Source organism: Mesorhizobium sp. M1E.F.Ca.ET.045.02.1.1 (assembly GCF_003952485.1).
Classification (GTDB): Bacteria; Pseudomonadota; Alphaproteobacteria; order Rhizobiales; family Rhizobiaceae; genus Mesorhizobium.
The window spans coordinates 3,598,840-3,618,008 of record NZ_CP034447.1 but is presented as its reverse complement, the minus strand read 5'-3'; the positions used below and the strand labels follow the sequence as shown (position 1 = coordinate 3,618,008).

Here is a 19,169-nt window from a genome sequence, read left to right as displayed (position 1 = left end):
ATTTCGACACTGAGGGAGGGTGCGCAAGAGGGCCAGCGGGATGTCGCAGGTGGTTAGCCCCGGTCGTGCACAATGCAATGTAGCCGTCCACCGACTTGCCCCACGAGTCCGCTTAGAAACGCTCTCCTCCCGTGATCCACAGTCCACACGTTGCTACCAGTTTACGCCGCACGAGCTAGTCAGGCCGCTTCCGCTTAACGAGGCTCTTCTTATTTTAGCCCAACACGATCTGCTCGCAGCGAAATGGCAACTAGGATGCGGCTTTGTGCTTCGACACCAACCCGCCCGGAGTATCAGGACCGAGGCAGCGTCCATGAAGAGTGACGCAATCTCGTATCCCCCACGAGGGCTATCTCGTGAGGAAGCAGCTCGTTACATCGGTGTCGGATCGACGCTTTTTGACGAGATGGTTGCCGATGGGCGTATGCCAAAGCCCAAGCGCATCAATAGCCGCGCTGTCTGGGATCGTGTAGCCTTGGATATCGCTTTCACCTCGTTGCCGGACAAAGACAGCGGCCTTCAAGAGCTGTTGGAACGAAGCAAACGGGGCGTGGAAAAAAGATAGCAACTACGCTCGTTGCGTATACGCTGCAGGCGTAGTACGATGATAGCCCGTGCGGAAGGCATGATGTGAACGAGAATGAGAAACTTGCGCAAGACGTGAAAGCATGGCGGGCAAAGGAAGGGTTTACTGCCGAAGCCGCGGCCAAGGTACTGGGAATACCGAGGCGCACCTTTGAAGGCATAGAGCAAGGAAGAGGGTTTCGTTACCCGGTGCTCCTGCGCGTTGCCATCAAAAGCAAAACCCTTTCGCTACGGGCGAGTCTGAAAGGGTCCCCCGGACTGAAAGGAGCATTTGATGGCTCGGCCATTTAAGGATGCCCGTTACCCTGGGGTATCTTCGCGCCTCAAGAACGGCAAGCTAATCTATCGCTACCGCGCAAAGGGCATGCCTGAAATCCGCCTTCCCGGTAAGCCCGGCGATCCCGAGTTCGAGGCGGCTTACGAGAAGGCCACGCAGGGTCAAGGCAAGAAGGCAGTTATCGTCGATTTGCCCGGTCGGGCACTGCCAAAAACCTTTGGTCATGCCGCGCGCCGGCTTGAAACGACAATGGAGTGGTTGGGCTTTGATGAAGCCACGCAGCAGAAGAATGCGCGACTGATTGAGCGTTTTCTCAACCTGCCGGTCGATCCCAACTACCCACTCACCTGGCGCAATACTCCTGTTGAACATCTCGACGCGGATCGGCTTCGCGCCATCATTGAAGGCATCTTCAGGACGAACCGCACAGTCGCCAAACACACGTTGGTCGCCATCAAGAAGCTTCTATGGGTCGCGACCGATGTCGAAAAATGGATCAAGCCGCAGGATGATCCGTCGCTATCTATCCGCGTGCGGGTGCCCAAATCGACCAAGAACCCAGCTTGGCCAATTGCGATGCGCGAAAAGTTCGAGGAGCGACACCCCATCGGTACAGCCGCGCGCACCTGCTATGCACTGGGGTTCTGGCTTGGAAATCGGCGCGGCGATATCGCTGCTCTTGAGTGGGACGATCTTTTAACCGAAGAGATCGAACTGTTCGACGGCTCGCTGGTGCTAATCGAGGCCTTTGATTTCCGCCAGAAGAAGAACCGCAACCGCCATGGCGGGCGGGAGATGTTCATTCCAGTCGTAGACAAACTAGCAACGGCCTTGGACCTGCTCGATCGCTCGAGAGGCGGCACGGTCTTAAAGAACGCCTATGGCAGGTCATTCTCGGAAAAGAGCCTGACCGGCATGATGCAGCACTGGACGCGGCAGGCGGGAATTCCAAGCGGCTACACGCTTCATGGCCTGCGCCGCACCTTCGGCACCTACCTCGCTGAATGCAACATCCAGGCGCGCGCCATCATGGAGGCGATGGGTCATTCCTCCATGACGGTAACAGATGAGTATGTGCGTGAGGCCAATAAGAAGCGGATCGCGGTTGATATTGCTCGTGCCATCAACGAGCGCGAGGCCAAACGCGACGCCATGAAGCGGCGGGCAAACCTCCGCATCGTCAGATAATCAAATCGAGTCGGAACAAACCGGGACCACGGTCCTGCTTTGGGCCCATAATGGGCCCAAAACGTTTTGGGCCGAGGGCACTTTTTGTGAATAAAAACAATGGTTATGGTGGGCCCGGAGGGACTCGAACCCCCAACCAAGCGGTTATGAGCCGCCGGCTCTAACCATTGAGCTACAGGCCCCACGCGGGCTGGCTTAGTGTTTTTCGCCTCGCGACACAAGGCTTTCCGAAGGCGCTGGCGACGCCCGCCCAAATCAGCCCATATTCGCGCTCTAGTTGCCAAAACGCGACTGGTTCGCAGACCGAGGAGATTTCGATGACCAGACATCTTTTGCCCATGGTGCTCGCGGCAGCGCTCGCGTTTCCGGCATTTGCAAGCGCGGCCGATTCACCGCCCCCGCCCCGCATCGTCGTTTCCGGCGAAGGCGAAGCGACCGTTGCGCCGGACATGGCGATGCTGACGCTCAGCGTCATGCGCGAGGCCAAGACCGCGCGCGCCGCGCTCGATGCCAACAACGACGCCATGGCGGCGGTTATCGCTGCGATGAAATCGGCCGGTATCGCCGATCGCGATCTGCAGACAGCCGGTATCCAGATCAACCCGCGCTACAATTACACCAACAAGGCGGACGGCAGCCAGGAAGCCGAGCTCGTCGCCTACCAGGTGACGAACACGCTGTCGGTGCGCGTGCGCGACGTCGACAAGACCGGCGACGTCCTCGACAAGGCGGTGTCGCTCGGCGTCAACCAGGGCGGCGGCATCGCCTTCACCAATGACGATCCGAAAACCACCATCGTCGAGGCGCGCAAGAAGGCGGTTGCGGATGCGATCGCCAAGGCCAAGACGCTCGCCGAGGCCGCTGGCGTGAGCCTGGGCAAGGTGATCGAGATCACCGACCAGAATGTCGCGCCGGTCCCGATGCCAATGAACGCCAAGGCCTTCGATGCCGCCCGCGCCGCCGTGCCCGTGCAGGCCGGCGAGAACTCCTACTCTGTCCAGGTCACCGTCACGTTCGAGCTGAAGTGATCGCCGCCCGACCGGTGGTCCGGATCCAGCCACAAAAAACCCCGGAGGACCGGTCCTCCGGGGTTTTTCGAGCCGCGCGCTTCAGGCCAGCTGAAAGGGCTCGCTACTCATAGCTGAGCCTCGCAGAGGATCATGCTAAGCGATCCTCACAGAGGATCGCCGTTCCTGGCGATCTCGCCCCTTAGCGATAGATGATCGGGCAGCCGCGCTCGTTGGCGAAGACCACCACCACGCGGTCGCCATACTGGCGACCGGCCACCTTCACCGTGCGCCGGTCGATGTCGACGATGCGGACGCGATGCAGGCCCATGCGCTCGGCCTTGTCAAGCGCGCGGTCCAGCGAGCAGCCGCGGCGGCGCCATTCCCGATCGCGACGATAATAGCCGTCATCGTCCTCGCCGGTGTAGACGCCGAAACGGGGATCGGGGCCGTTGCCGAAGCCGAGATAGAGGCTGTCCGCGTGCGCCGCCGGGATGGCACCGAGCGTGCCGAGCCCGACAAGGGCCGAAAGGGCTGCCGTCTTGATCGTGTTGAACATTGTCTCTCTCCTTGTTGGGGGCTTTCGCCCGTTCGAATCGGTAATTCGGCGAACCGATGGGCCAAGAATGCCCTTTCCTGTCTGAACTTCCCGCGAACCGGCTGTTCATTTCCGGTTCATGTGGCAGGAAAAGGGATTTTCCCGAACCTATCGCTTCTTTCCCTCGAAACTGCAGGCCGAAACGCGCCATGGCGCGGCCGGTCCCGCTCTGGGTTCGTCATCCAAATGCGAACCCGTCAGGGTTCGTCATCAAGGATATAGTCAAAATAATCGTCAGGCTCGGCCAGGTCGGTTTCCTTGGCCTTCACCCGGCCGCGGATCGAAATCCCGGCCTCGTGCACGGTCTCCGCGCTGCCCGAAACCAGTCTGTGCCACCAGTAGAGATCATGGCCTTCTGCAATGAGCCGGTAGGCGCAGGTCTTGGGCAACCAGGTGATGGTGCGCACGTTCTGCGGCGTCAACCCGACGCAATCGGGCACGCGCGACAGCCGGTTGGCATAGTCAGAACAAAGGCATTTTTCGGCGTCGAACAGCCGGCAGCCGACGCTCGTCCAGTAGATCTCGCCGGTATCCTCGTCCTCGAGCTTCGACAGGCAGCATTTGCCGCAGCCGTCGCAGAGCGATTCCCACTCGGCCGGGGTCATCGCCTCTAGCGTCTTGGTTTTCCAGAACGGTGCGGTCATGCGGCTGGATTTGGCCCTCCTGGGCCTTCCGGTCAAGCGCGCTGTCGCAGTGACCCGGTATCAACATTAGAAAAACACGAAATTGCCTTCAAAAGGCCGGCCAAGCATCCTTGGCTGCCGCCAATGCCCGACGGAACCAATTGCGGTTGATGTAAGTTTGGGCAGGGATGGGACCCCACTAGGAGAAAATCGATATGAAACGCCAACCACGGATTCTGGCGGGTACGGCAATCGGCCTGCTTATGGCATCCGCGCCGTTGGGCGCGTATCCGCTGCAGGGGAATGCCGTTTTCGGCGCCTCGCATGGAGCGCCGGTGATTCTGGCGCAGGAGAACTGCGCCGAAGGCCAGTCGGCCGAGGCCTGTGCGCAAGCCGGGGGCCAGCAGGGGGAAGCAGAGCAGCCGAAGAGAAAGAAGCGCGAGCAGCAACAGCAGACGCAATCGGCCCCGGCCGAACAGCCTGCAGAGCCGGAGCAGAAGCCGCGCCGGAAGCGGCAGGACCAGCAGCAGATGGATACCGGCCAGACGGAGCAGGCAGCCCCCGCCGAGCAGCAGCTCAAACCGCGCAAGAAACGCGATCAACAGCAACAGATCGAGGCAGCCCCGGCCGATCAGGGCGGCCAGCCTGCGGCCGACGAGCAGCAACCGCGCAGGAAGAAGCGCCAGTTGCAGCAACAGACTGAGACCGCGCCGGCCGAGCAGCCCGCGGAACAGGCCGCACCGGCGACCGACGAGCAGCAGCCGCGCAGGAAGAAGCGCCAGCTGCAGCAAACCGAAACCGCGCCGGCTGAGCAACCGGCCGAGCAGGTTGCCCCGGACCAGCAGCAGCAACTGCGCAAGAGGAAGCTCAATCAGCAGCAGAGCGAGACGGCTCCGGCCGAGCAGGTCGCCCCCGACCAGCAGCAACTGCGCAAGAAGAAGCTCAATCAGCAGCAGGAAGCCGCGCCTGCGGAACAGCCGTCAGAACAGCCGGCAAATGACAACCAGCCCGGCAAGAAACGCAAGCTGGGCCAGCAACCTGCCGAGCAAGGCCAGACCCCTGCCGAACAAGCACCCGCAGGTCAGGCCTCTCGTAAGCTCAAGCCGTTGCCGGTTCCGGGAGCCGAGCAGGCACCGGCCGGGACCGAGCAGGCGCCAGCTCAAGAGGAACAGCCTTCGAACCAGAACAAGAGGCAAGCCAAAAAACCGCTGACGGAGCAACCCGCAACGGGGCAGCAGCAGCCCGCCCCCGGCGAGCAGCCGGCCGAAGGCGGGGCAACCGCCGGCACTGCCGCGCAGGGCCAAGCGCCTGCCAATGCGAACGAGGCCCCCATCTTCGACAGCCAGAAGGATGTGGTGCGCAAGCGCAAGGGCCGTCGGCCGGCCGGCCAGAACGAAAGCGGTCAGGCTGGTGTTGAGCAAGGCGGTACCGGCCAAACTGGCAATCAAACCGAACAGCTTCAGGGCCAGCAGGCGCAGACGCCTGCGCCGGTCGACCAGGGTCCGCCGCCCACCGACGACAAGGCCGCGCAACAGGAAATCCAGCCTGAGAAGTTCGTGCCTGTCACCGAGGAAAAGGGCAAGCGGATTGAGCTTACGCCCGAGCAGGTTGTCCGCGATCGCCGCCGGCCGCAGGGCGCGGACGTGGTGAAGCAGTTCGGCGACCGCGTGATCCTCCAGTTCAACAACCAGACATTCGTGGAAAGCAACGAGGCGCCTCGCATCACGCGCGGCGCCAGGAACGTCTACTACGAGGATCTTTCGGGCGACCGCACCCGCGAAATCGTCGAGCGCGACAACGGCATCCAGATCGTCACCATCCGCAACCGCAATGGCGACGTCATCAGGCGATCGCGCATCACGCCGGATGGCCACGAATATGTGCTGAGCTATGTCGACGAGCGGTACTACAACGATGTCGACGAATGGCGCGATCCCGGCGACGACCTGCCGCCGATGCGGCTCGACATCTCGCGCCGCGACTACATCCTGGATTCGGAGGAAGTCGAGGATCCGGACGAGTATTACACCTTCCTCGAACAGCCGCCGGTGGAGAGGGTGCAGCGCCTCTACTCGATCGACGAGGTCAAGCGCTCGGCCCGCGTGCGCGACATCGCCCGCCGCATCGATCTCGACACGCTGAACTTCGACTTCGGCTCGGCCACGATCTCCGATGAAGAGGTGCAGAAGCTCGAAGGCGTGGCCACCGCCATGGAAAAACTCCTGAAGAAGAACCCGGCGGAGACCTTCCTGATCGAAGGCCATACCGACGCTGTCGGTACGCCCGACGCCAACCTCGCGCTGTCGGATCGGCGTGCCGAGGCGGTGGCCGAAGCGTTGACCAACGCGTTCGGCATCCCTGCCGAGAACCTCACCACGCAGGGTTATGGCGAGGAGTATCTCAAGGTGAATACGCCTGGCCCGAACCGCGAGAACCGTCGCGTCGCCATTCGCCGCATCACCTCGCTGGTGGCGCCAGTGGCGAGCAACACGGAGCAATGACTAATGCATGTCGCCCAAAAGTGCATGGCGGTTTTGGGCGACATGCACGAAACAAAGACCTGAAGCGCATCGCCTGAATCCGTTTCAGCTCGACGCGCTTTAGTTTTTGATTTCAAGATCCTGACCCGATTTTCGGAATCAGCGCGGCAAGACGAGGCCCGTCCGGATCCGGACGGGCCTTTTCATTGAAAATTCAAGAAGAATTGTCCTGCTTATGCCGCCACGCTCATTGAATCGCCGCATTGCGGCACCCAGATTCTAGCCAGGGCGTTCCCTGCCCTGTCCCGACTCCAGCGGGACACATGAGCCCCGCCGGCCCCCCTCTCCGGCGGGGCTTTTTGGTTTGCGCGGGCCAAGGGCAAGAAGGCCGAGGTGGAGCGAGACGGCTGCAACCCGTCAGTAGATTCTTTTGACGTTCGTCCGCGAGTTCGCGAACACCTCGTCCGGCACGAAGAAGTCGCCGGCCAGCGGCCCCTTTGCGCCCGGCGCATAGATGGAAAAATCCGTGACGCCCTCGGCGCGAAGCACCTCCTCGTCGATATAGAAATTGCCCGTCGCCTCGCGCGATGGGCGCAGGAAGATCGCACGCGCCGCATCGGCCATGATGTCGGGCGAGCGGCTCATCGCGGCCACCGTCGCGCCACCGAGCAGATTGCGCACCGCAGCGGTGTCGATGGTCGAGATCGGCCAGAGCGAATTGACGGCGATGCCGGCGCCGGCGAACTCGGCGCTCATGCCCAGCGTGCACATCGACATGCCGAACTTGGCCATGGTGTAGGCGACATGGTTCTTGAACCACTTGGCCTTCATGTCGAGCGGCGGCGCCAGATTCAGGATGTGAGGATTCTTTGCCAACTTCAGGTGCGGAATGCACATTTTGGAGACCAGGAAGGTGCCGCGCGTATTGATCTGGTGCATCAGGTCGTAGCGCTTCATGTCGGTTTCCAGCGTGCCGGTGAGCTGGATGGCGCTGGCATTGTTGACGCAGATGTCGATGCCGCCGAACCGCTCGACGGTCTTTGCTACCGCATCGGCGACCTGAGCCTCGTCGCGGATGTCGCAGAGCATCGGCAGCGCCTTGCCGCCGGCCTGCTCGATTTCTTCAGCGGCGGTGTAGATCGTGCCCGGCAGTTTCGGATGCGGTTCAGCGGTCTTGGCGGCGATCGTCACATTGGCGCCGTCGCGCGCCGCGCGCAGCGCGATCGCCAGCCCAATCCCGCGCGACCCGCCCGAGATGAACAGCGTCTTTCCCTTGAGCGACATCCTTAGCCTCCCTCAGCAACAGGGGGGCAACTTGCGCGGTGGACTAGCCTGACGCAAGGCCCAAGGGGCCAGTTCGAGATTACGCAACGTCGCGCCCAGGGAGGTCTAGACCAGGACCAATCCCTGCCGCATGGCGATCGCGATCGCATCGGTGCGGTTGGCGGCGCCGAGCTTGATCAGGATCGCGGCGACGTGGAACTTCGCCGTGTGCACCGAAATGTTGAGCCGCCTGGCGATCACCTTGTTGGGCGCGCCTTCCGCCAGCAGCGCCAGCACCTCCGCCTCGCGCGGCGACAACGCCGCGCGGGTCTGGTTGTCGTCGTGCGCTTCCTCTTCCGACAGCTCACCGTGGAAATCGCCTCGCGCGGCAATTTCTGCAGACCCGCCACTGGTAACGCGATAACCGGACGCCGCCAACCGCGCCGCGGCGGCGACCAGCAGGCCATCCGCGAAGGGCGGCAACACGGCGAGCACATTGCCGGGCAGTTGTTCGCGGCGGATGCGCCGGGAAAGCAGAACGGCAGGCGTATTCGAAGCAATGGCCCGGTTTGCCAAAGCCGCCTCATCGATCACGGCGACGTCCGCTGTCTGGCCGGCGCCGCTTTCGCCAAACGCCGGCAGCAGGTCGTCGCTGGCGCCAAGCGCATCGGCCAGTTGCTCGGCGCGCTCAGCATCGCCGAGCGCGATCAGCACCGTCAGCCGGTGGGTTGCCGGCTCCGGTCTCGCAATCGTTTGTGTCGCGCTGCCTGGCATCGCCCCTCTCAGCTCAGCGGCTTCTCGCCGATGGTGATCGAAACGTCCCGCTCAGCGCCGCCGCTCATGATACCGAGCGTCACGGTTGCGCCGGCACTGTCAGGCCCGAGCTTGCGGATCAATTCGCGCGGCCCACGCACCGCTTCGCCATTCCAAGCGACGATGATGTCGCCGACATGCAGGCCGGCGCCCTTGGCCGGACCGCTGTCGTCAAGGCTCATCACCATCGCGCCGTGGGTGTCGCCGTTGCGGATCGGGTGCAGCCCGGCGCCGAGATAGCCGCGCGCGACATGGCCCTTTTCGCGCAGCGTCGCCACTGCCCGCTCGATCGTCTCATAGGGCATGACCAGCGCCCGCCGCCGCGGCCCGAACAGGAGCATGCCGATCAGGCCGCCCTTGGCGTCGAGCACCGGACCACCCTCGAAGCGGCCGCCGGTATTGATGGCGAGATTGATGCGCCGATCGATGGTGCCTCCGCGCATAGAGCGCCAGGCAGGCCCGACCTCGCCGACCGTGCCGAACACCGCAAGCGCAGCCCCTTCGCTGCTGCCGACGGCGATCGCCACGTGGCCGGGACGCACGGCAGCGGCCTGAGGCAGTTGCGGCAGACCGGCCTGGGCGGAAGCCGGCTTCAGCAGGGCAACGCCCGTCGAAGGATCGCGGCCGACGAGTTCCGCCTTGACGGTTTCGCCGGAAGCCAGCGTCAGCTCGATTTCCTCGCCGGCCTCGACCGCCTCCTCGGCGGCGACGAAGTAGCCGTCCCGCCAGTGGAAGGCGCTGGCCGTGCGGTGGTGATGCGTTGCGAAGCTCGCCAGCGCCGGAGCGGCGGCTGCCGCGACATCGGCAATGGCGTCTGAAAATGCGCTGAGGTTGAAGTTGCTCATATCAATCATCTCCTGGGTTCTGTGACCCAGATATCGCTCCATGACGCGCCCGCTGGTACTCGCCTGACGGCTAGTCGGCTGCTGGACTGGCCATCTGGTCAGGTCGCGGCAAATGCGGCCGCTCCGCACATATAGTGCGTGTCGCCCAAAAGCGCCGCGCGGTTTTGGGCAACGACACGCACAAAAGAAAAACATCGTTCCGCCACATCACACGGGAACACGCCGATGGCCTTCGCCGCCGAAAAGCTCCAATCCGATGACACCCTGCTCGATGCCTATTCGGCCACCGTCGCCGATGCCGTCGATCGCATCGGCCCAGCCGTGTGCCGCATCGAGCGCATCGGCGCCGGCGGCCATGGCTCCGGCTTCGTCATCGCCCAGGACGGGCTGGTCGTCACCAACTTCCATGTCGTCGGCGACGCGCGCGCCGTGCGGGTTACGATGCCCGACGGCGCCGCGCGCGAAGGCCATGTGCTGGGCCGCGATCCCGACACCGACATCGCGCTGGTGCGCGCCGACGGCAGCTTCGCCGACGTCGCGCCGCTCGGCGATTCCAAGCGCCTGCGCCGCGGCCAGATCGCGATCGCGATCGGCAATCCGCTCGGTTTTGAATGGACCGTCACCGCCGGCGTCGTCTCGGCGCTCGGCCGCTCGATGCGCGCCTCGACCGGCAGGCTGATCGACGACGTCATCCAGACGGATGCGGCGCTCAACCCCGGCAATTCCGGCGGGCCTCTGGTGTCGTCGACGGGCGAAGTGATGGGCGTCAACACCGCCATGATCCACGGCGCGCAGGGCATCGCCTTCGCGGTCGCCTCCAACACCGCCAATTTCGTCATCTCCGAGATCATCCGCTTCGGCCGCGTGCGCCGCGCCTTCATCGGTGTTTCGGCCGACACGACCAATCTGCCGCGCCGGGCAGCGCTGCTGTCGCAGGTCTCGACCAACACGGCCGTGCGTCTGCGCAGCGTCGAGAAGAACGGCCCCGCCGCGAAGGCCGGCCTGAAGGAAGGCGACATCATCGCCGCTATCGACGGCCGGCCGGTCACCGGCGTCGACGACCTCGTGCGCATGCTCGATGCCGAGCGCATCGGCCGCGAGACGCTTTGCACCGTCGTGCGCCGCAGCGGCGTCAGCCAGGTCGTGGTGACGCCGGTGGCAAGGAACGGCTAGGCCCGCCGTCACCGGCTATCGCCCAGCTGGCCGTTGATCCCTCTACAAATTGCACCTGAAATTCGGGGCTGGGAGGGATTGCCTTGATGACGTCGATCAGCACGCCGTTTGGATCCCTGGTGATGAAATGGCGCTGGCCGAAGGGCTCGTCGCGCAATGTATGAAGGACCGGCAGACCAGCGGCAACGATACGCTCATAGACCGCATCGGGGTCGCGCACCTCGAAATTGATCAGCAGGCTGGAGGTCCGTCCGCGCCCCTGTTCGGGAATCGTCTCGTGGTCGCCCTGGACGATGCCGAGATTGACCCGCCTGTCCTCGCTCGAGCGCAGATGCACATACCAGCCGCTTGTAAACAGCGGCTCGAAGCGGAAATGCTTGATATAGAAGTCCGCCGTGCCCGCGACATCGCCGGTCATCAGCACCGGATAGTAGCTCGTCGTCTTCATCTTTCTTTCTCCTACCACATAACATACAGTCTGTATGTAAATGCAATAACATACAGGCTGCATGTATGCAACGAGAGTCTGGACGCCGCTCCAATCGGGACCGCACCGAAGCGACGCGGGCCGATCTGATCCGCGCGGCGCGAAGACTGTTTACGGAGAAATCCTATGCCGAGACCGGCACGCCGGAGATCGCCGCCGCCGCCGGCCTGACACGCGGTGCGCTCTACCATCACTTTGCCGACAAGCAGGCGTTGTTCGCCGCTGTCGTCGAGCAGGAGGCAGCGACAGTGGCGGCGGAGATCGATCGCGCCTCGGCGCCGTCGCTATCCGCCCGCGATGCCTTGATCGCCGGCTCCGACGCCTATCTCGCGGCAATGCGCGCACCCGGCCGCACGCGGCTTTTGTTGCTCGATGGCCCAGCCGTGCTTGGCCGCGCGGCGATGGACGACATCGACAACCGCCACGGCAACCGCTCGCTGCGCGAGGGGCTTGTCGCCGCGATGCGGGCGCGAGCGATGACCCGATTACCGGCTGAGGCACTGACCGCTTTGCTGGCCGCCACCTTCGACCGGGCAGCACTTGCCATCGAGGCCGGCGCATCAGAGGAGGATTATCGCGCCGTGCTTATAGCGCTCATGGACGGCTTGTCTCCGGCCCCTCCTCCGTCCAAACACCCGGCTCCAGCTCGTTGAAGCAGCCGAGCTGCCGCTTGAACTCATCGATCAGCCAGGACGCCGCTGGCTTCGGGCTGCGGTCGCTGCGGTGCATAGCATAGAGCGGCGAGCGCACCTCGCGATAGGGTTCGAGATCGAGCTCGACCAGCCGGCCGCTGGCGAGATCGTCGGCAATCAGCCAGCGCGGCAGGCCGCCCCAACCAAGACCTTCGCGCATCAGCGCGTGCTTGGTGCGCACATCCGTCAATCGCCAGGTGCGGTAGGCAAAGACGCCATAGTCGCGGCCGCGCGTCCGCTCCGACTGGTCGGAGACGACGAGCTGGATATGCTCGCGCAGATCCTCGATGGCCACAGGTTTCGGCAGTTTCGTCAGCGGGTGGTCGGGTGCCGCCGCCGGCACCATCGAGGTGAAACCGATGCGCAACAGATTGACATCGGCATCGCCTATCAGTCCGCCGAAGCCGAGATCTGACTGGCCATTGACGACCTGATCGACGATCAGGCCGAGCGAGCCGATATAAAGCCGCAGCATCACCGCCGGGAACTGCGCCTCGAAGGCTTTCAGCACCCGCACCAGGGCTGGCGAAGGCAGCGCCACGTCGACCGATACGGTCACCTCCGCCTCCAGTCCCTGCCGGTAGCCATCGGCGCGCGAGCGGATGCGCTGCAGGACGCCGATCATGCGCCGCGCGTCCTCCAGCATGGCCTTGCCGACATCGGTCAGCTGCGGCTCGCGCATACCTTCGCGCTCGAACAGCTTCAGGCCGAGCTGCGCTTCGAGATTGGCGATGCCGTAGCTCACCACCGACTGCGCCCGGTTGAGCTTGCGCCCGGCGGCCGAGAAACTGCCGGTGTCGGCCACCGCCACCAGGATCTGAAGTTGGTCGAGCGTTGGATTGGGCTGCATGATCAATCCATACTTTAGATGGATACCATGCAAACTATACCAGTTTTCCAGATAGAGCCGCAATCCCATATTGGCGGGGAAAGTTTCAATCCAACCCCAAGGGGACACCGCCATGTCTATTCTGCTTGTTACCTCCAGCCCGCGCGGCGCTGCTTCGCATTCGACCCGCGTCGCTACCGACCTTGCTCAGAAGCTGGTTGCCGCCGATCCGTCGAACACGCTTGTCGTGCGCGATCTGGTTGCCAACCCGCTGCCGCATATCGACCCCGACTATGCCACCGGCATCTATACGCCGGCCGAAGCCCGCACACCGCGTCAGGCCGAAGTCGTCGGGGTTTCCGACGCCGTGCTCGACGAGCTCTTTGCCGCCGACACCGTGATCCTTGCGACCGGTTTCATCAACTTCAACATCTCCTCGACGTTGAAGTCGTGGGTCGATCACGTCGCCCGCTCGGGCAAGACTTTTGCTTACGGTGAGAACGGCCCGAAGGGCCTCGTCACCGGCAAGAAGGTCTATATCGTGCTCGCTTCCGGCGGCATCTATTCGGAAGGTGCGGCCGTTCAGATGGACCACGCCATCCCCTATCTGCGCAGCGTGCTCGCCTTCCTGGGCATGACCGATGTCGAGGTCGTCCGCGTCGAAGGCGTCGGCATGGGCGCCGATGCGGTCACCGCCGCGCTCGCCAGGGCGACCGCCAAGGTCGACGCGATCGCCGCCAGGGCTGGCGATGCCGTCGCCGCTGCGGCATAGTCCATTGTTCTGATAGAAACGCAAAAGGCAGGCGTCACCGGCGCCTGCCTTTTCATTTGCCGGTTATCCCGGATACCGGTCCGGCTTCAGCCGAATATCCTCTCGCCCTGCTCGTCGACGAGTTGGATGCCTTTCTTGATCGAGATGTCGACGGCGTCGTCCAGACCGGCGAAACGGTCGGCGCGGATGAAGCGATGCTCCTTCATCACGCCGTCCACCTCCTTCGAGACGACGCCGCAGGTCTGGTACTGGCCGTCCGCCTTGTAGGGCGTGGCGCTGATCAGGAATCCCTTGTGCTCGACCTGCTTTGCCGGCTTCGCGCTTGCGGGCTCGTTCGCCTCGCCACCGCCGCCGAAAAGACGTTTCAGAAAAGACATAGCGCATCCTCCAACGGCAATCGTCCTGCATCACATAGCGTGTTGCAGGACGATTTTCACTACAGCATGATCCCGAAAAGTGCGCAGCGGTTTTCGGGATCCCTTGGCTTGGCGAGCAACAGCCGCCTCAAGCCTGCCCCGCTCAGTGGCGCGTCAGGGCCTCGAGCGCCGCGGCGGCGTCTTCCAGGATGCTGATCGCCTCGGCCTGCTTGTCTTCCGGCGCATCGACGATATCGCTGAGCGCGGCGCGCAGCCGGTGGCGCAGCGCACGGAAGCGGTCGCGCTTTTCATCCCGCTTTTCATGGCGGCCGCGCCGGCCGCCGTCTTCACTGTCGTCGCCCCAGCCGAACCAGTCGCGCGCCTTGGCCATCTTGCGGCCGAAACGCTCGAGATGGTCGAGCACATGGTCGATCATCTCGCGGTTTTCCTCGAGATGCGCCCTGCCCGCCTCGGTGATCGAAAACACCTTCTTGTTGCCTTCGCTGGACGAGACGGCATAGCCAGCCTCTTCAAGGAAAGTCAGGGTCGGATAGACCACGCCCGGGCTCGGGCTGTAGATGCCGCTGGTGCGCTCCTCCAGCGCCTTGATGATGTCGTAGCCGTGGCGTGGCGCCTCGGCCAGAAGCGACAGCGTGATCAGCTTGAGATCGCCATCAGCCAGCATGCGGCCAGCGCGGAACATATCGCCGGGGCCACCGCGGCCGCCGCCGCGCATGCCCTGCCCGAACGGCCCGAAGCCGCCGCCGCGGCCGCCGAAGCGACCGGCCATATGCATGAACATGCGCTCGCCGAAATGACTGTGTCTGTGCATGGATTGCTCCTTGAGTTATGTCTTACGATATATCTTAATTAGGTCGCAATCCCCACCGAGTCAAGATATATCTTACGATGTATCTAAAAGCGCCGCCAGCCGGATTGATTTCATGAGAGCCAGCCGCTAGAACGCCCCACGAGGGTCGCCGACCGCTCCGTAAGCGTCTGACGTCAAGCAACGCATCCACCCCGGTCCTTCCGGGCATATGCCGAGAGCCGGCAAGAGGATGCCATGCGACGGACCGATGTTTCGGGAAAATCCCAATGACTGCAAGAAATCGGCGCAGGAAGCTGCCTGCGCGCTATGCCTCTGTCGTCAGCCCTCTGGTGCTGTCGCTTTTGATGACCTTCATCGTCTCGTTCATCTCGACGCTGAAGAGCCTCGGCCTTCATCCCAACCTGCCCGCCATCTGGCTGGCCGCCTGGGGCCTGTCCTGGCTGGTGGCGTTTCCGACCCTGCTGCTGGTGCTGCCCGTGGTGCGCCGCATCGTCGGCTGGCTGTGCGAGCCGGCGGCCAAGTGACCGGTGCTGGGAAGGCCCGCAATGCATTCGGGCCTTCCCCATGGAGAGCAGGCAGACGAAACTCGGCTACCAGCGGCCTTTGCGGCGGTTCCAGGCGTAGAGAAGATCGGCGAAGCGGTCATAGGCAAAGCGCGTCAGCCGCAGCGCGATCGGGTTGCCCAACAGTGTCGCCAGCCAGCCCTCACCCGGTGTTATCCGCCAGACCGCGATCGCCACATCCGCGCCGACCAGCAGCCTGCCCCCGGCATCGGTCGCATGCAGCCGGCGGCGGATGTCCTCCAGCGAAGCGCCGAACGCGGAAAGTGCTGCCGGCTCGACATTGATGTCGCGGAATTCGATGCGACCGGCCCTGACCGCCTCGATCAGCCGCCGCCTTTGGCGCCTGATGCCGGCATCGCAGACCGGGCAGCGCGTGTTGTACCAGACGGTCAGCAGGGGCTTGGACATGGAATGACTTTATCGGGAATGCGGCGCGGCCGCGCAATGGCCGCGCCGGTCCATGCCTTAGCCGGAGCGTCACCCGAGCGAGCTGATGATCTCGCGATAGGCGAATTCCGGAAACGCCTTCATTGTCCGCGTCCTCACATTGCCGCCGGAGGACAGCATCAGCGCGAAACGGGCAAGCACCGCATCGTCCGGCGCCTCGACGATGGCGACCATGTCGCACTCGCCCATGGTCAGATAAAATGCCTTGAACGATCCGCCCATCTCCCCCAGCAGCTTCTTGGCGGCGTCGAGCCGCTTCGGCGACTCCCGCACGTTCCTGGCGCCCAATTCGGTCCAGTTGATAAGCACGATGTAGGTTGTCATGGCACACCTCCTCCGGGGCCACGGAGCAGGCGCCTGGCCGTCAAGGCCGGCGCCGGGGCGGGCATCCGGCTTGTCGCCCACAAATGCATCCGACCGCGAAAGTATCCTCCTGTCGGGTAGCCCCGGCAAGGCGGCAATGCGATGGCTGGAAACGCAAAAGGGCGCCCGAGGCGCCCTTTCAAATTGCTGGACTGATTTCCCTATCAGCGGTGCCAACCCTCATCGGGTGTCGCCCGCCCGAGTTAGTGAGCAACATCAATTCCCGCCACAAAAAGCCCGTCCGCGGTACCGCGCCCGGTCAATACGACCCGAACGCCGTGATAGAGTTTCTTACGAAAGTCGTCCGCAACGCCGCATAGAGTGCCGGTCATTGTTGGCATGCCCGCCAGGTTCACTCTATCCGGACAGCGGAATGACGGCCCTTCTACATAATCGACGGAAAATTCGAGCTGCGTATTTTGCCCTATCAAGGCAGCCGACCAGAGCGGGCACACAGTCAGGATAGTTGCGCGGACAATAACCCCGGAAATTAAAGGCAACACGAGAATACCAAACCCGGAAAGAAAGAGAGTCTTGCCGGATACGTTCGGGCTTTGGAGGTCCTTCGCAAACTTTCGGCAGCAAAGAGCCAAAATCAAGCAGCCGACCGGTATAGCTACCGATTTCGCGATCATATCGTGGCTGCTCACGTAAGCCTGCGACGGCACGAAGGAATAGCCGAAAGTCGTGGCTTCAAGCAGGATCAATGAGTGAATTGCGAAGCCGAATAGACAGAAGATGAAGACCCTTGGGAGGAGGCGGCGAAAGGGCCGTCTGACTACCGCCTCTCCCATCAGGGTGCCTGACCTAGCTGTCGAGGAAGCTTCTCAGCTTGCGCGAGCGGCTCGGATGCTTGAGCTTGCGCAGCGCCTTGGCCTCGATCTGGCGGATACGTTCGCGCGTGACCGAGAACTGCTGGCCGACCTCTTCCAGCGTATGGTCGGTGTTCATGCCGATGCCGAAGCGCATTCTGAGCACGCGCTCCTCGCGCGGCGTCAGGGAAGCAAGCACGCGGGTCGTCGTCTCGCGCAGATTGGCCTGGATCGCCGCGTCGATCGGCAGGATCGCCATCTTGTCCTCGATGAAGTCGCCGAGATGCGAATCCTCCTCGTCGCCGACCGGCGTTTCGAGCGAGATTGGCTCCTTGGCGATCTTCAGCACCTTGCGCACCTTTTCCAGCGGCATGGCAAGCTTCTCGGCCAATTCCTCCGGCGTCGGCTCGCGGCCGATCTCGTGCAGCATCTGGCGCGAAGTGCGCACGATCTTGTTGATCGTCTCGATCATGTGCACCGGGATACGGATGGTGCGCGCCTGGTCGGCGATCGAACGGGTGATCGCCTGCCGGATCCACCACGTGGCGTAGGTCGAGAACTTGTAGCCGCGGCGGTACTCGAATTTGTCGACCGCCTTCATCAGGCCGATATTGCCTTCCTGGATCAGGTCGAGGAACTGCAGGCCGCGGTTGGTGTATTTCTTGGCGATCGAGATGACGAGGCGCAGGTTCGCCTCGACCATTTCCTTCTTGGCGATAGCCGCCTCGCGCTCGCCCTTCTGCACCTGGTTGACGATCTTGCGGAATTCCAGGATCGAGATCGCCGTCTCGGTGGCGAGGCTCTGGATCTCGGCGCGCAGCTCCTTGATCGCGTCCTTCTCGTTCTTGGTGAATTCCTTCCAGCCGCGCGACGTCAGGTTGGCGATCGAGCGTGTCCAGTTCGGATCGAGCTCCGAGCCCTGGTATTCCTTGAGGAACTCCTCGCGGCGCACGCCGTAGCTTTCGGCGAGCCGAAGCAGCCTGCCTTCGTTCTGCACCAGGCGCTTGTTGATGTCGTAGAGCTGCTCGACAAGCGCCTCGATGCGCGCGGTGTTGAGCGACAGCGACTTCACCGCCTTGATGAGCTGGTCCTTCAGCTCCTTCAGCCGGCGGTCCTGGCTGGGCGAAAGCGTGCCTGCGGCGGCGAGACGGTTCTCGACCTGCTGGTCCTGCAGCTTGCGCAGCTTCTTATAGGTGTCGGCGATGACGTCGAGCGTCTCCATCACCTGCGGGCGCAGTTCCGCTTCCATCGCGGCGAGCGACAGGCTTGCCTCGTCCTCGTCGTCTTCTTCTTCCTCCAGCCCGCGCGTGTCCGCGCCGACATTGGTGATGTCGTCTTCTTCGTCGCGCGCTGCCGCGCGGCCGCGCGGCTTTTCCTCGGGCTTGGGCGCTTCCTCGATGCGTTCGACGACCGGCGCCTGCTTGGCCTCGGGGCCGGCATAGGTTGCCTCGAGGTCGATGATCTCGCGCAGCAGGATTTTCGATTCGTTGAGCTCGTCGCGCCAGATGATGATGGCCTGGAAGGTCAGCGGGCTTTCGCACAGGCCCGCGATCATCGTCTCGCGGCCGGCCTCGATGCGCTTGGCGATCGCGATTTCGCCCTCGCGCGACAGAAGCTCGACCGAGCCCATCTCGCGCAGATACATGCGCACCGGATCGTCGGTGCGGTCGGTCGGCTCTTTCTTGGTGGTCGTGGTGGCGACGGCGGTGCCGGTCTGCTCGGCAAGCTCGTTGGCGTCCTCTTCCGAATCGCCGCCGGCGTCGGCGGCCTCGGCCTCCTCGCCCTGCTCGTCGTCCTCGACGACGTTGATGCCCATGTCGGAGAGCATCGCCATCGTGTCCTCGATCTGTTCGGAGGTCACTTCCTCCGAAGGCAGCACCGAGTTCAGTTCGTCCATGGTCACATAGCCGCGCTTCTTGGCGGCCTTGATCATCTTCTTGACAGCATCATCGGAAAGGTCGAGCAGAGGGCCATCGGTGGCACCCTCACGTTCGGTCTCGACCTCTTCCTTTTCCTTTGTCGCCATTCTTTGTCGTCTCCAAGCGGCTGAATATCAACCGCGTAAGCTGCCGGACCGGTCATACCGGATGCGCTCGCAACAGAACGCTTCTTGCCGGGCCAGTAACCGCATCTCTCGTTAAGTCCAGATTAACCCTGGTATCTG

The 19,169-nt window shown here is 63.3% G+C and carries 22 protein-coding genes and 1 tRNA gene; 9 read left to right on the top strand and 14 right to left on the bottom strand.

The window, feature by feature from the left end:
* Positions 1 to 313 precede the first annotated feature (313 nt).
* The 3 genes from EJ070_RS17520 to EJ070_RS17510 all read left to right on the top strand — a co-directional run bounded on the left by EJ070_RS17520 (position 314) and on the right by EJ070_RS17510 (position 2,050).
* On the top strand, positions 314 to 565 hold the full coding sequence (locus EJ070_RS17520; protein WP_091595315.1) for a hypothetical protein: 252 nt from the start codon (positions 314 to 316) through the stop codon (positions 563 to 565).
* A gap of 65 nt (positions 566 to 630) precedes the next feature.
* A complete protein-coding gene (locus tag EJ070_RS17515; RefSeq protein ID WP_236387255.1) occupies positions 631 to 876 on the top strand; it encodes a helix-turn-helix domain-containing protein in 246 nt (81 codons plus the stop codon).
* A complete protein-coding gene (locus tag EJ070_RS17510) occupies positions 860 to 2,050 on the top strand; it encodes a site-specific integrase (protein ID WP_091595079.1) in 1,191 nt (396 codons plus the stop codon). Before EJ070_RS17515 ends, EJ070_RS17510 begins: the two co-directional genes overlap by 17 nt.
* Before the next feature lie 106 nt (positions 2,051 to 2,156).
* Here the strand turns inward: EJ070_RS17510 and EJ070_RS17505 are convergent.
* Positions 2,157 to 2,232 (bottom strand) — tRNA-Ile (locus EJ070_RS17505).
* Positions 2,233 to 2,367: 135 nt separating this feature from the next.
* Here EJ070_RS17505 and EJ070_RS17500 point away from each other — a divergent pair.
* A complete protein-coding gene (locus EJ070_RS17500) occupies positions 2,368 to 3,078 on the top strand; it encodes an SIMPL domain-containing protein (protein WP_126092494.1) in 711 nt (236 codons plus the stop codon).
* Between the two features lie 181 nt (positions 3,079 to 3,259).
* Here EJ070_RS17500 and EJ070_RS17495 read toward each other — a convergent pair whose 3' ends face one another.
* On the bottom strand, positions 3,260 to 3,616 hold the full coding sequence (locus EJ070_RS17495; protein WP_126092493.1) for a hypothetical protein: 357 nt from the start codon (positions 3,614 to 3,616) through the stop codon (positions 3,260 to 3,262).
* Positions 3,617 to 3,852: 236 nt separating this feature from the next.
* Entirely contained in the window at positions 3,853 to 4,299 is a 447-nt protein-coding gene (locus tag EJ070_RS17490) for a YcgN family cysteine cluster protein (RefSeq protein ID WP_126092492.1), read from the bottom strand.
* A gap of 194 nt (positions 4,300 to 4,493) precedes the next feature.
* Here EJ070_RS17490 and EJ070_RS17485 point away from each other — a divergent pair, with 194 nt between their 5' ends.
* A complete protein-coding gene (locus EJ070_RS17485) occupies positions 4,494 to 6,779 on the top strand; it encodes an OmpA family protein (RefSeq protein ID WP_126092491.1) in 2,286 nt (761 codons plus the stop codon).
* A gap of 396 nt (positions 6,780 to 7,175) precedes the next feature.
* On the opposite strand, the gene EJ070_RS17480 is transcribed toward EJ070_RS17485, so the two are convergent.
* The 3 genes from EJ070_RS17480 to EJ070_RS17470 form a co-directional block, all read right to left on the bottom strand.
* Positions 7,176 to 8,042, bottom strand: a complete 867-nt coding sequence (locus EJ070_RS17480) for an NAD(P)-dependent oxidoreductase (protein WP_126092490.1) — start codon at positions 8,040 to 8,042, stop codon at positions 7,176 to 7,178.
* Positions 8,043 to 8,147: 105 nt separating this feature from the next.
* Positions 8,148 to 8,795 carry a LuxR C-terminal-related transcriptional regulator gene (locus EJ070_RS17475; RefSeq protein WP_126092489.1) on the bottom strand — a complete coding sequence of 216 codons (648 nt, stop codon included), beginning with the start codon at positions 8,793 to 8,795 and terminating at the stop codon, positions 8,148 to 8,150.
* An 8-nt stretch (positions 8,796 to 8,803) separates the two neighbouring features.
* On the bottom strand, positions 8,804 to 9,679 hold the full coding sequence (locus EJ070_RS17470; protein WP_126092488.1) for a S1C family serine protease: 876 nt from the start codon (positions 9,677 to 9,679) through the stop codon (positions 8,804 to 8,806).
* Between the two features lie 225 nt (positions 9,680 to 9,904).
* Here EJ070_RS17470 and EJ070_RS17465 point away from each other — a divergent pair, with 225 nt between their 5' ends.
* The gene (locus tag EJ070_RS17465; RefSeq protein WP_126092487.1) at positions 9,905 to 10,852 is read left to right on the top strand and encodes a trypsin-like peptidase domain-containing protein; all 948 of its coding nucleotides are present in this window, start codon (positions 9,905 to 9,907) and stop codon (positions 10,850 to 10,852) included.
* Here EJ070_RS17465 and EJ070_RS17460 read toward each other — a convergent pair.
* Positions 10,812 to 11,300, bottom strand: coding sequence for a VOC family protein (locus EJ070_RS17460; RefSeq protein WP_126092486.1), 489 nt, complete (start codon positions 11,298 to 11,300; stop codon positions 10,812 to 10,814). The genes EJ070_RS17465 and EJ070_RS17460 overlap by 41 nt on opposite strands.
* Positions 11,301 to 11,365: 65 nt before the next feature.
* Between EJ070_RS17460 and EJ070_RS17455 the strand changes: the two genes are divergently transcribed.
* Entirely contained in the window at positions 11,366 to 11,992 is a 627-nt protein-coding gene (locus tag EJ070_RS17455; RefSeq protein WP_126092485.1) for a TetR/AcrR family transcriptional regulator, read from the top strand.
* On the opposite strand, the gene EJ070_RS17450 is transcribed toward EJ070_RS17455, so the two are convergent.
* Positions 11,934 to 12,881, bottom strand: coding sequence for a LysR family transcriptional regulator (locus tag EJ070_RS17450; RefSeq protein ID WP_126092484.1), 948 nt, complete (start codon positions 12,879 to 12,881; stop codon positions 11,934 to 11,936). The genes EJ070_RS17455 and EJ070_RS17450 overlap by 59 nt on opposite strands.
* Before the next feature lie 112 nt (positions 12,882 to 12,993).
* Here EJ070_RS17450 and EJ070_RS17445 point away from each other — a divergent pair, with 112 nt between their 5' ends.
* The gene (locus tag EJ070_RS17445; RefSeq protein WP_126092483.1) at positions 12,994 to 13,632 is read left to right on the top strand and encodes an FMN-dependent NADH-azoreductase; all 639 of its coding nucleotides are present in this window, start codon (positions 12,994 to 12,996) and stop codon (positions 13,630 to 13,632) included.
* Positions 13,633 to 13,718: 86 nt separating this feature from the next.
* Here the strand turns inward: EJ070_RS17445 and EJ070_RS17440 are convergent, their stop codons facing one another.
* Both EJ070_RS17440 and EJ070_RS17435 read right to left on the bottom strand, forming a co-directional pair.
* Complete coding sequence (locus EJ070_RS17440; RefSeq protein ID WP_126092482.1) at positions 13,719 to 14,009, bottom strand: HlyU family transcriptional regulator; 291 nt, start codon at positions 14,007 to 14,009, stop codon at positions 13,719 to 13,721.
* Between the two features lie 142 nt (positions 14,010 to 14,151).
* Entirely contained in the window at positions 14,152 to 14,820 is a 669-nt protein-coding gene (locus EJ070_RS17435) for a PadR family transcriptional regulator (protein WP_126092481.1), read from the bottom strand.
* Positions 14,821 to 15,086: 266 nt separating this feature from the next.
* Here EJ070_RS17435 and EJ070_RS17430 point away from each other — a divergent pair, with 266 nt between their 5' ends.
* A complete protein-coding gene (locus tag EJ070_RS17430) occupies positions 15,087 to 15,344 on the top strand; it encodes a DUF2798 domain-containing protein (protein WP_126092480.1) in 258 nt (85 codons plus the stop codon).
* A 66-nt stretch (positions 15,345 to 15,410) separates the two neighbouring features.
* On the opposite strand, the gene EJ070_RS17425 is transcribed toward EJ070_RS17430, so the two are convergent.
* The 4 genes from EJ070_RS17425 to rpoD all read right to left on the bottom strand — a co-directional run bounded on the left by EJ070_RS17425 (position 15,411) and on the right by rpoD (position 19,031).
* Positions 15,411 to 15,791: a DCC1-like thiol-disulfide oxidoreductase family protein gene (locus tag EJ070_RS17425; RefSeq protein ID WP_189350567.1), complete on the bottom strand. Its 381-nt coding sequence runs from the start codon at positions 15,789 to 15,791 to the stop codon at positions 15,411 to 15,413.
* 69 nt (positions 15,792 to 15,860) lie between these two features.
* Positions 15,861 to 16,154, bottom strand: coding sequence for a GYD domain-containing protein (locus tag EJ070_RS17420; protein WP_126092479.1), 294 nt, complete (start codon positions 16,152 to 16,154; stop codon positions 15,861 to 15,863).
* A gap of 242 nt (positions 16,155 to 16,396) precedes the next feature.
* The gene (locus tag EJ070_RS17415; protein ID WP_126092478.1) at positions 16,397 to 16,900 is read right to left on the bottom strand and encodes a hypothetical protein; all 504 of its coding nucleotides are present in this window, start codon (positions 16,898 to 16,900) and stop codon (positions 16,397 to 16,399) included.
* A gap of 100 nt (positions 16,901 to 17,000) precedes the next feature.
* Positions 17,001 to 19,031: an RNA polymerase sigma factor RpoD gene (gene rpoD / locus EJ070_RS17410; RefSeq protein ID WP_126092477.1), complete on the bottom strand. Its 2,031-nt coding sequence runs from the start codon at positions 19,029 to 19,031 to the stop codon at positions 17,001 to 17,003.
* Positions 19,032 to 19,169 lie beyond the last annotated feature (138 nt).

Coding starts and splice junctions, on each gene's coding strand:
- EJ070_RS17520 (WP_091595315.1), top strand. CDS start 314: ATGAAGAGTGACGCAATCTCGTATCCCCCACGAGGGCTATCTCGTGAG.
- EJ070_RS17510 (WP_091595079.1), top strand. CDS start 860: ATGGCTCGGCCATTTAAGGATGCCCGTTACCCTGGGGTATCTTCGCGC.
- EJ070_RS17500 (WP_126092494.1), top strand. CDS start 2,368: ATGACCAGACATCTTTTGCCCATGGTGCTCGCGGCAGCGCTCGCGTTT.
- EJ070_RS17495 (WP_126092493.1), bottom strand. CDS start 3,616: ATGTTCAACACGATCAAGACGGCAGCCCTTTCGGCCCTTGTCGGGCTC.
- EJ070_RS17490 (WP_126092492.1), bottom strand. CDS start 4,299: ATGACCGCACCGTTCTGGAAAACCAAGACGCTAGAGGCGATGACCCCG.
- EJ070_RS17485 (WP_126092491.1), top strand. CDS start 4,494: ATGAAACGCCAACCACGGATTCTGGCGGGTACGGCAATCGGCCTGCTT.
- EJ070_RS17480 (WP_126092490.1), bottom strand. CDS start 8,042: ATGTCGCTCAAGGGAAAGACGCTGTTCATCTCGGGCGGGTCGCGCGGG.
- EJ070_RS17475 (WP_126092489.1), bottom strand. CDS start 8,795: ATGCCAGGCAGCGCGACACAAACGATTGCGAGACCGGAGCCGGCAACC.
- EJ070_RS17470 (WP_126092488.1), bottom strand. CDS start 9,679: ATGAGCAACTTCAACCTCAGCGCATTTTCAGACGCCATTGCCGATGTC.
- EJ070_RS17465 (WP_126092487.1), top strand. CDS start 9,905: ATGGCCTTCGCCGCCGAAAAGCTCCAATCCGATGACACCCTGCTCGAT.
- EJ070_RS17460 (WP_126092486.1), bottom strand. CDS start 11,300: ATGAAGACGACGAGCTACTATCCGGTGCTGATGACCGGCGATGTCGCG.
- EJ070_RS17455 (WP_126092485.1), top strand. CDS start 11,366: ATGCAACGAGAGTCTGGACGCCGCTCCAATCGGGACCGCACCGAAGCG.
- EJ070_RS17450 (WP_126092484.1), bottom strand. CDS start 12,881: ATGCAGCCCAATCCAACGCTCGACCAACTTCAGATCCTGGTGGCGGTG.
- EJ070_RS17445 (WP_126092483.1), top strand. CDS start 12,994: ATGTCTATTCTGCTTGTTACCTCCAGCCCGCGCGGCGCTGCTTCGCAT.
- EJ070_RS17440 (WP_126092482.1), bottom strand. CDS start 14,009: ATGTCTTTTCTGAAACGTCTTTTCGGCGGCGGTGGCGAGGCGAACGAG.
- EJ070_RS17435 (WP_126092481.1), bottom strand. CDS start 14,820: ATGCACAGACACAGTCATTTCGGCGAGCGCATGTTCATGCATATGGCC.
- EJ070_RS17430 (WP_126092480.1), top strand. CDS start 15,087: ATGACTGCAAGAAATCGGCGCAGGAAGCTGCCTGCGCGCTATGCCTCT.
- EJ070_RS17425 (WP_189350567.1), bottom strand. CDS start 15,791: ATGTCCAAGCCCCTGCTGACCGTCTGGTACAACACGCGCTGCCCGGTC.
- EJ070_RS17420 (WP_126092479.1), bottom strand. CDS start 16,154: ATGACAACCTACATCGTGCTTATCAACTGGACCGAATTGGGCGCCAGG.
- rpoD (WP_126092477.1), bottom strand. CDS start 19,031: ATGGCGACAAAGGAAAAGGAAGAGGTCGAGACCGAACGTGAGGGTGCC.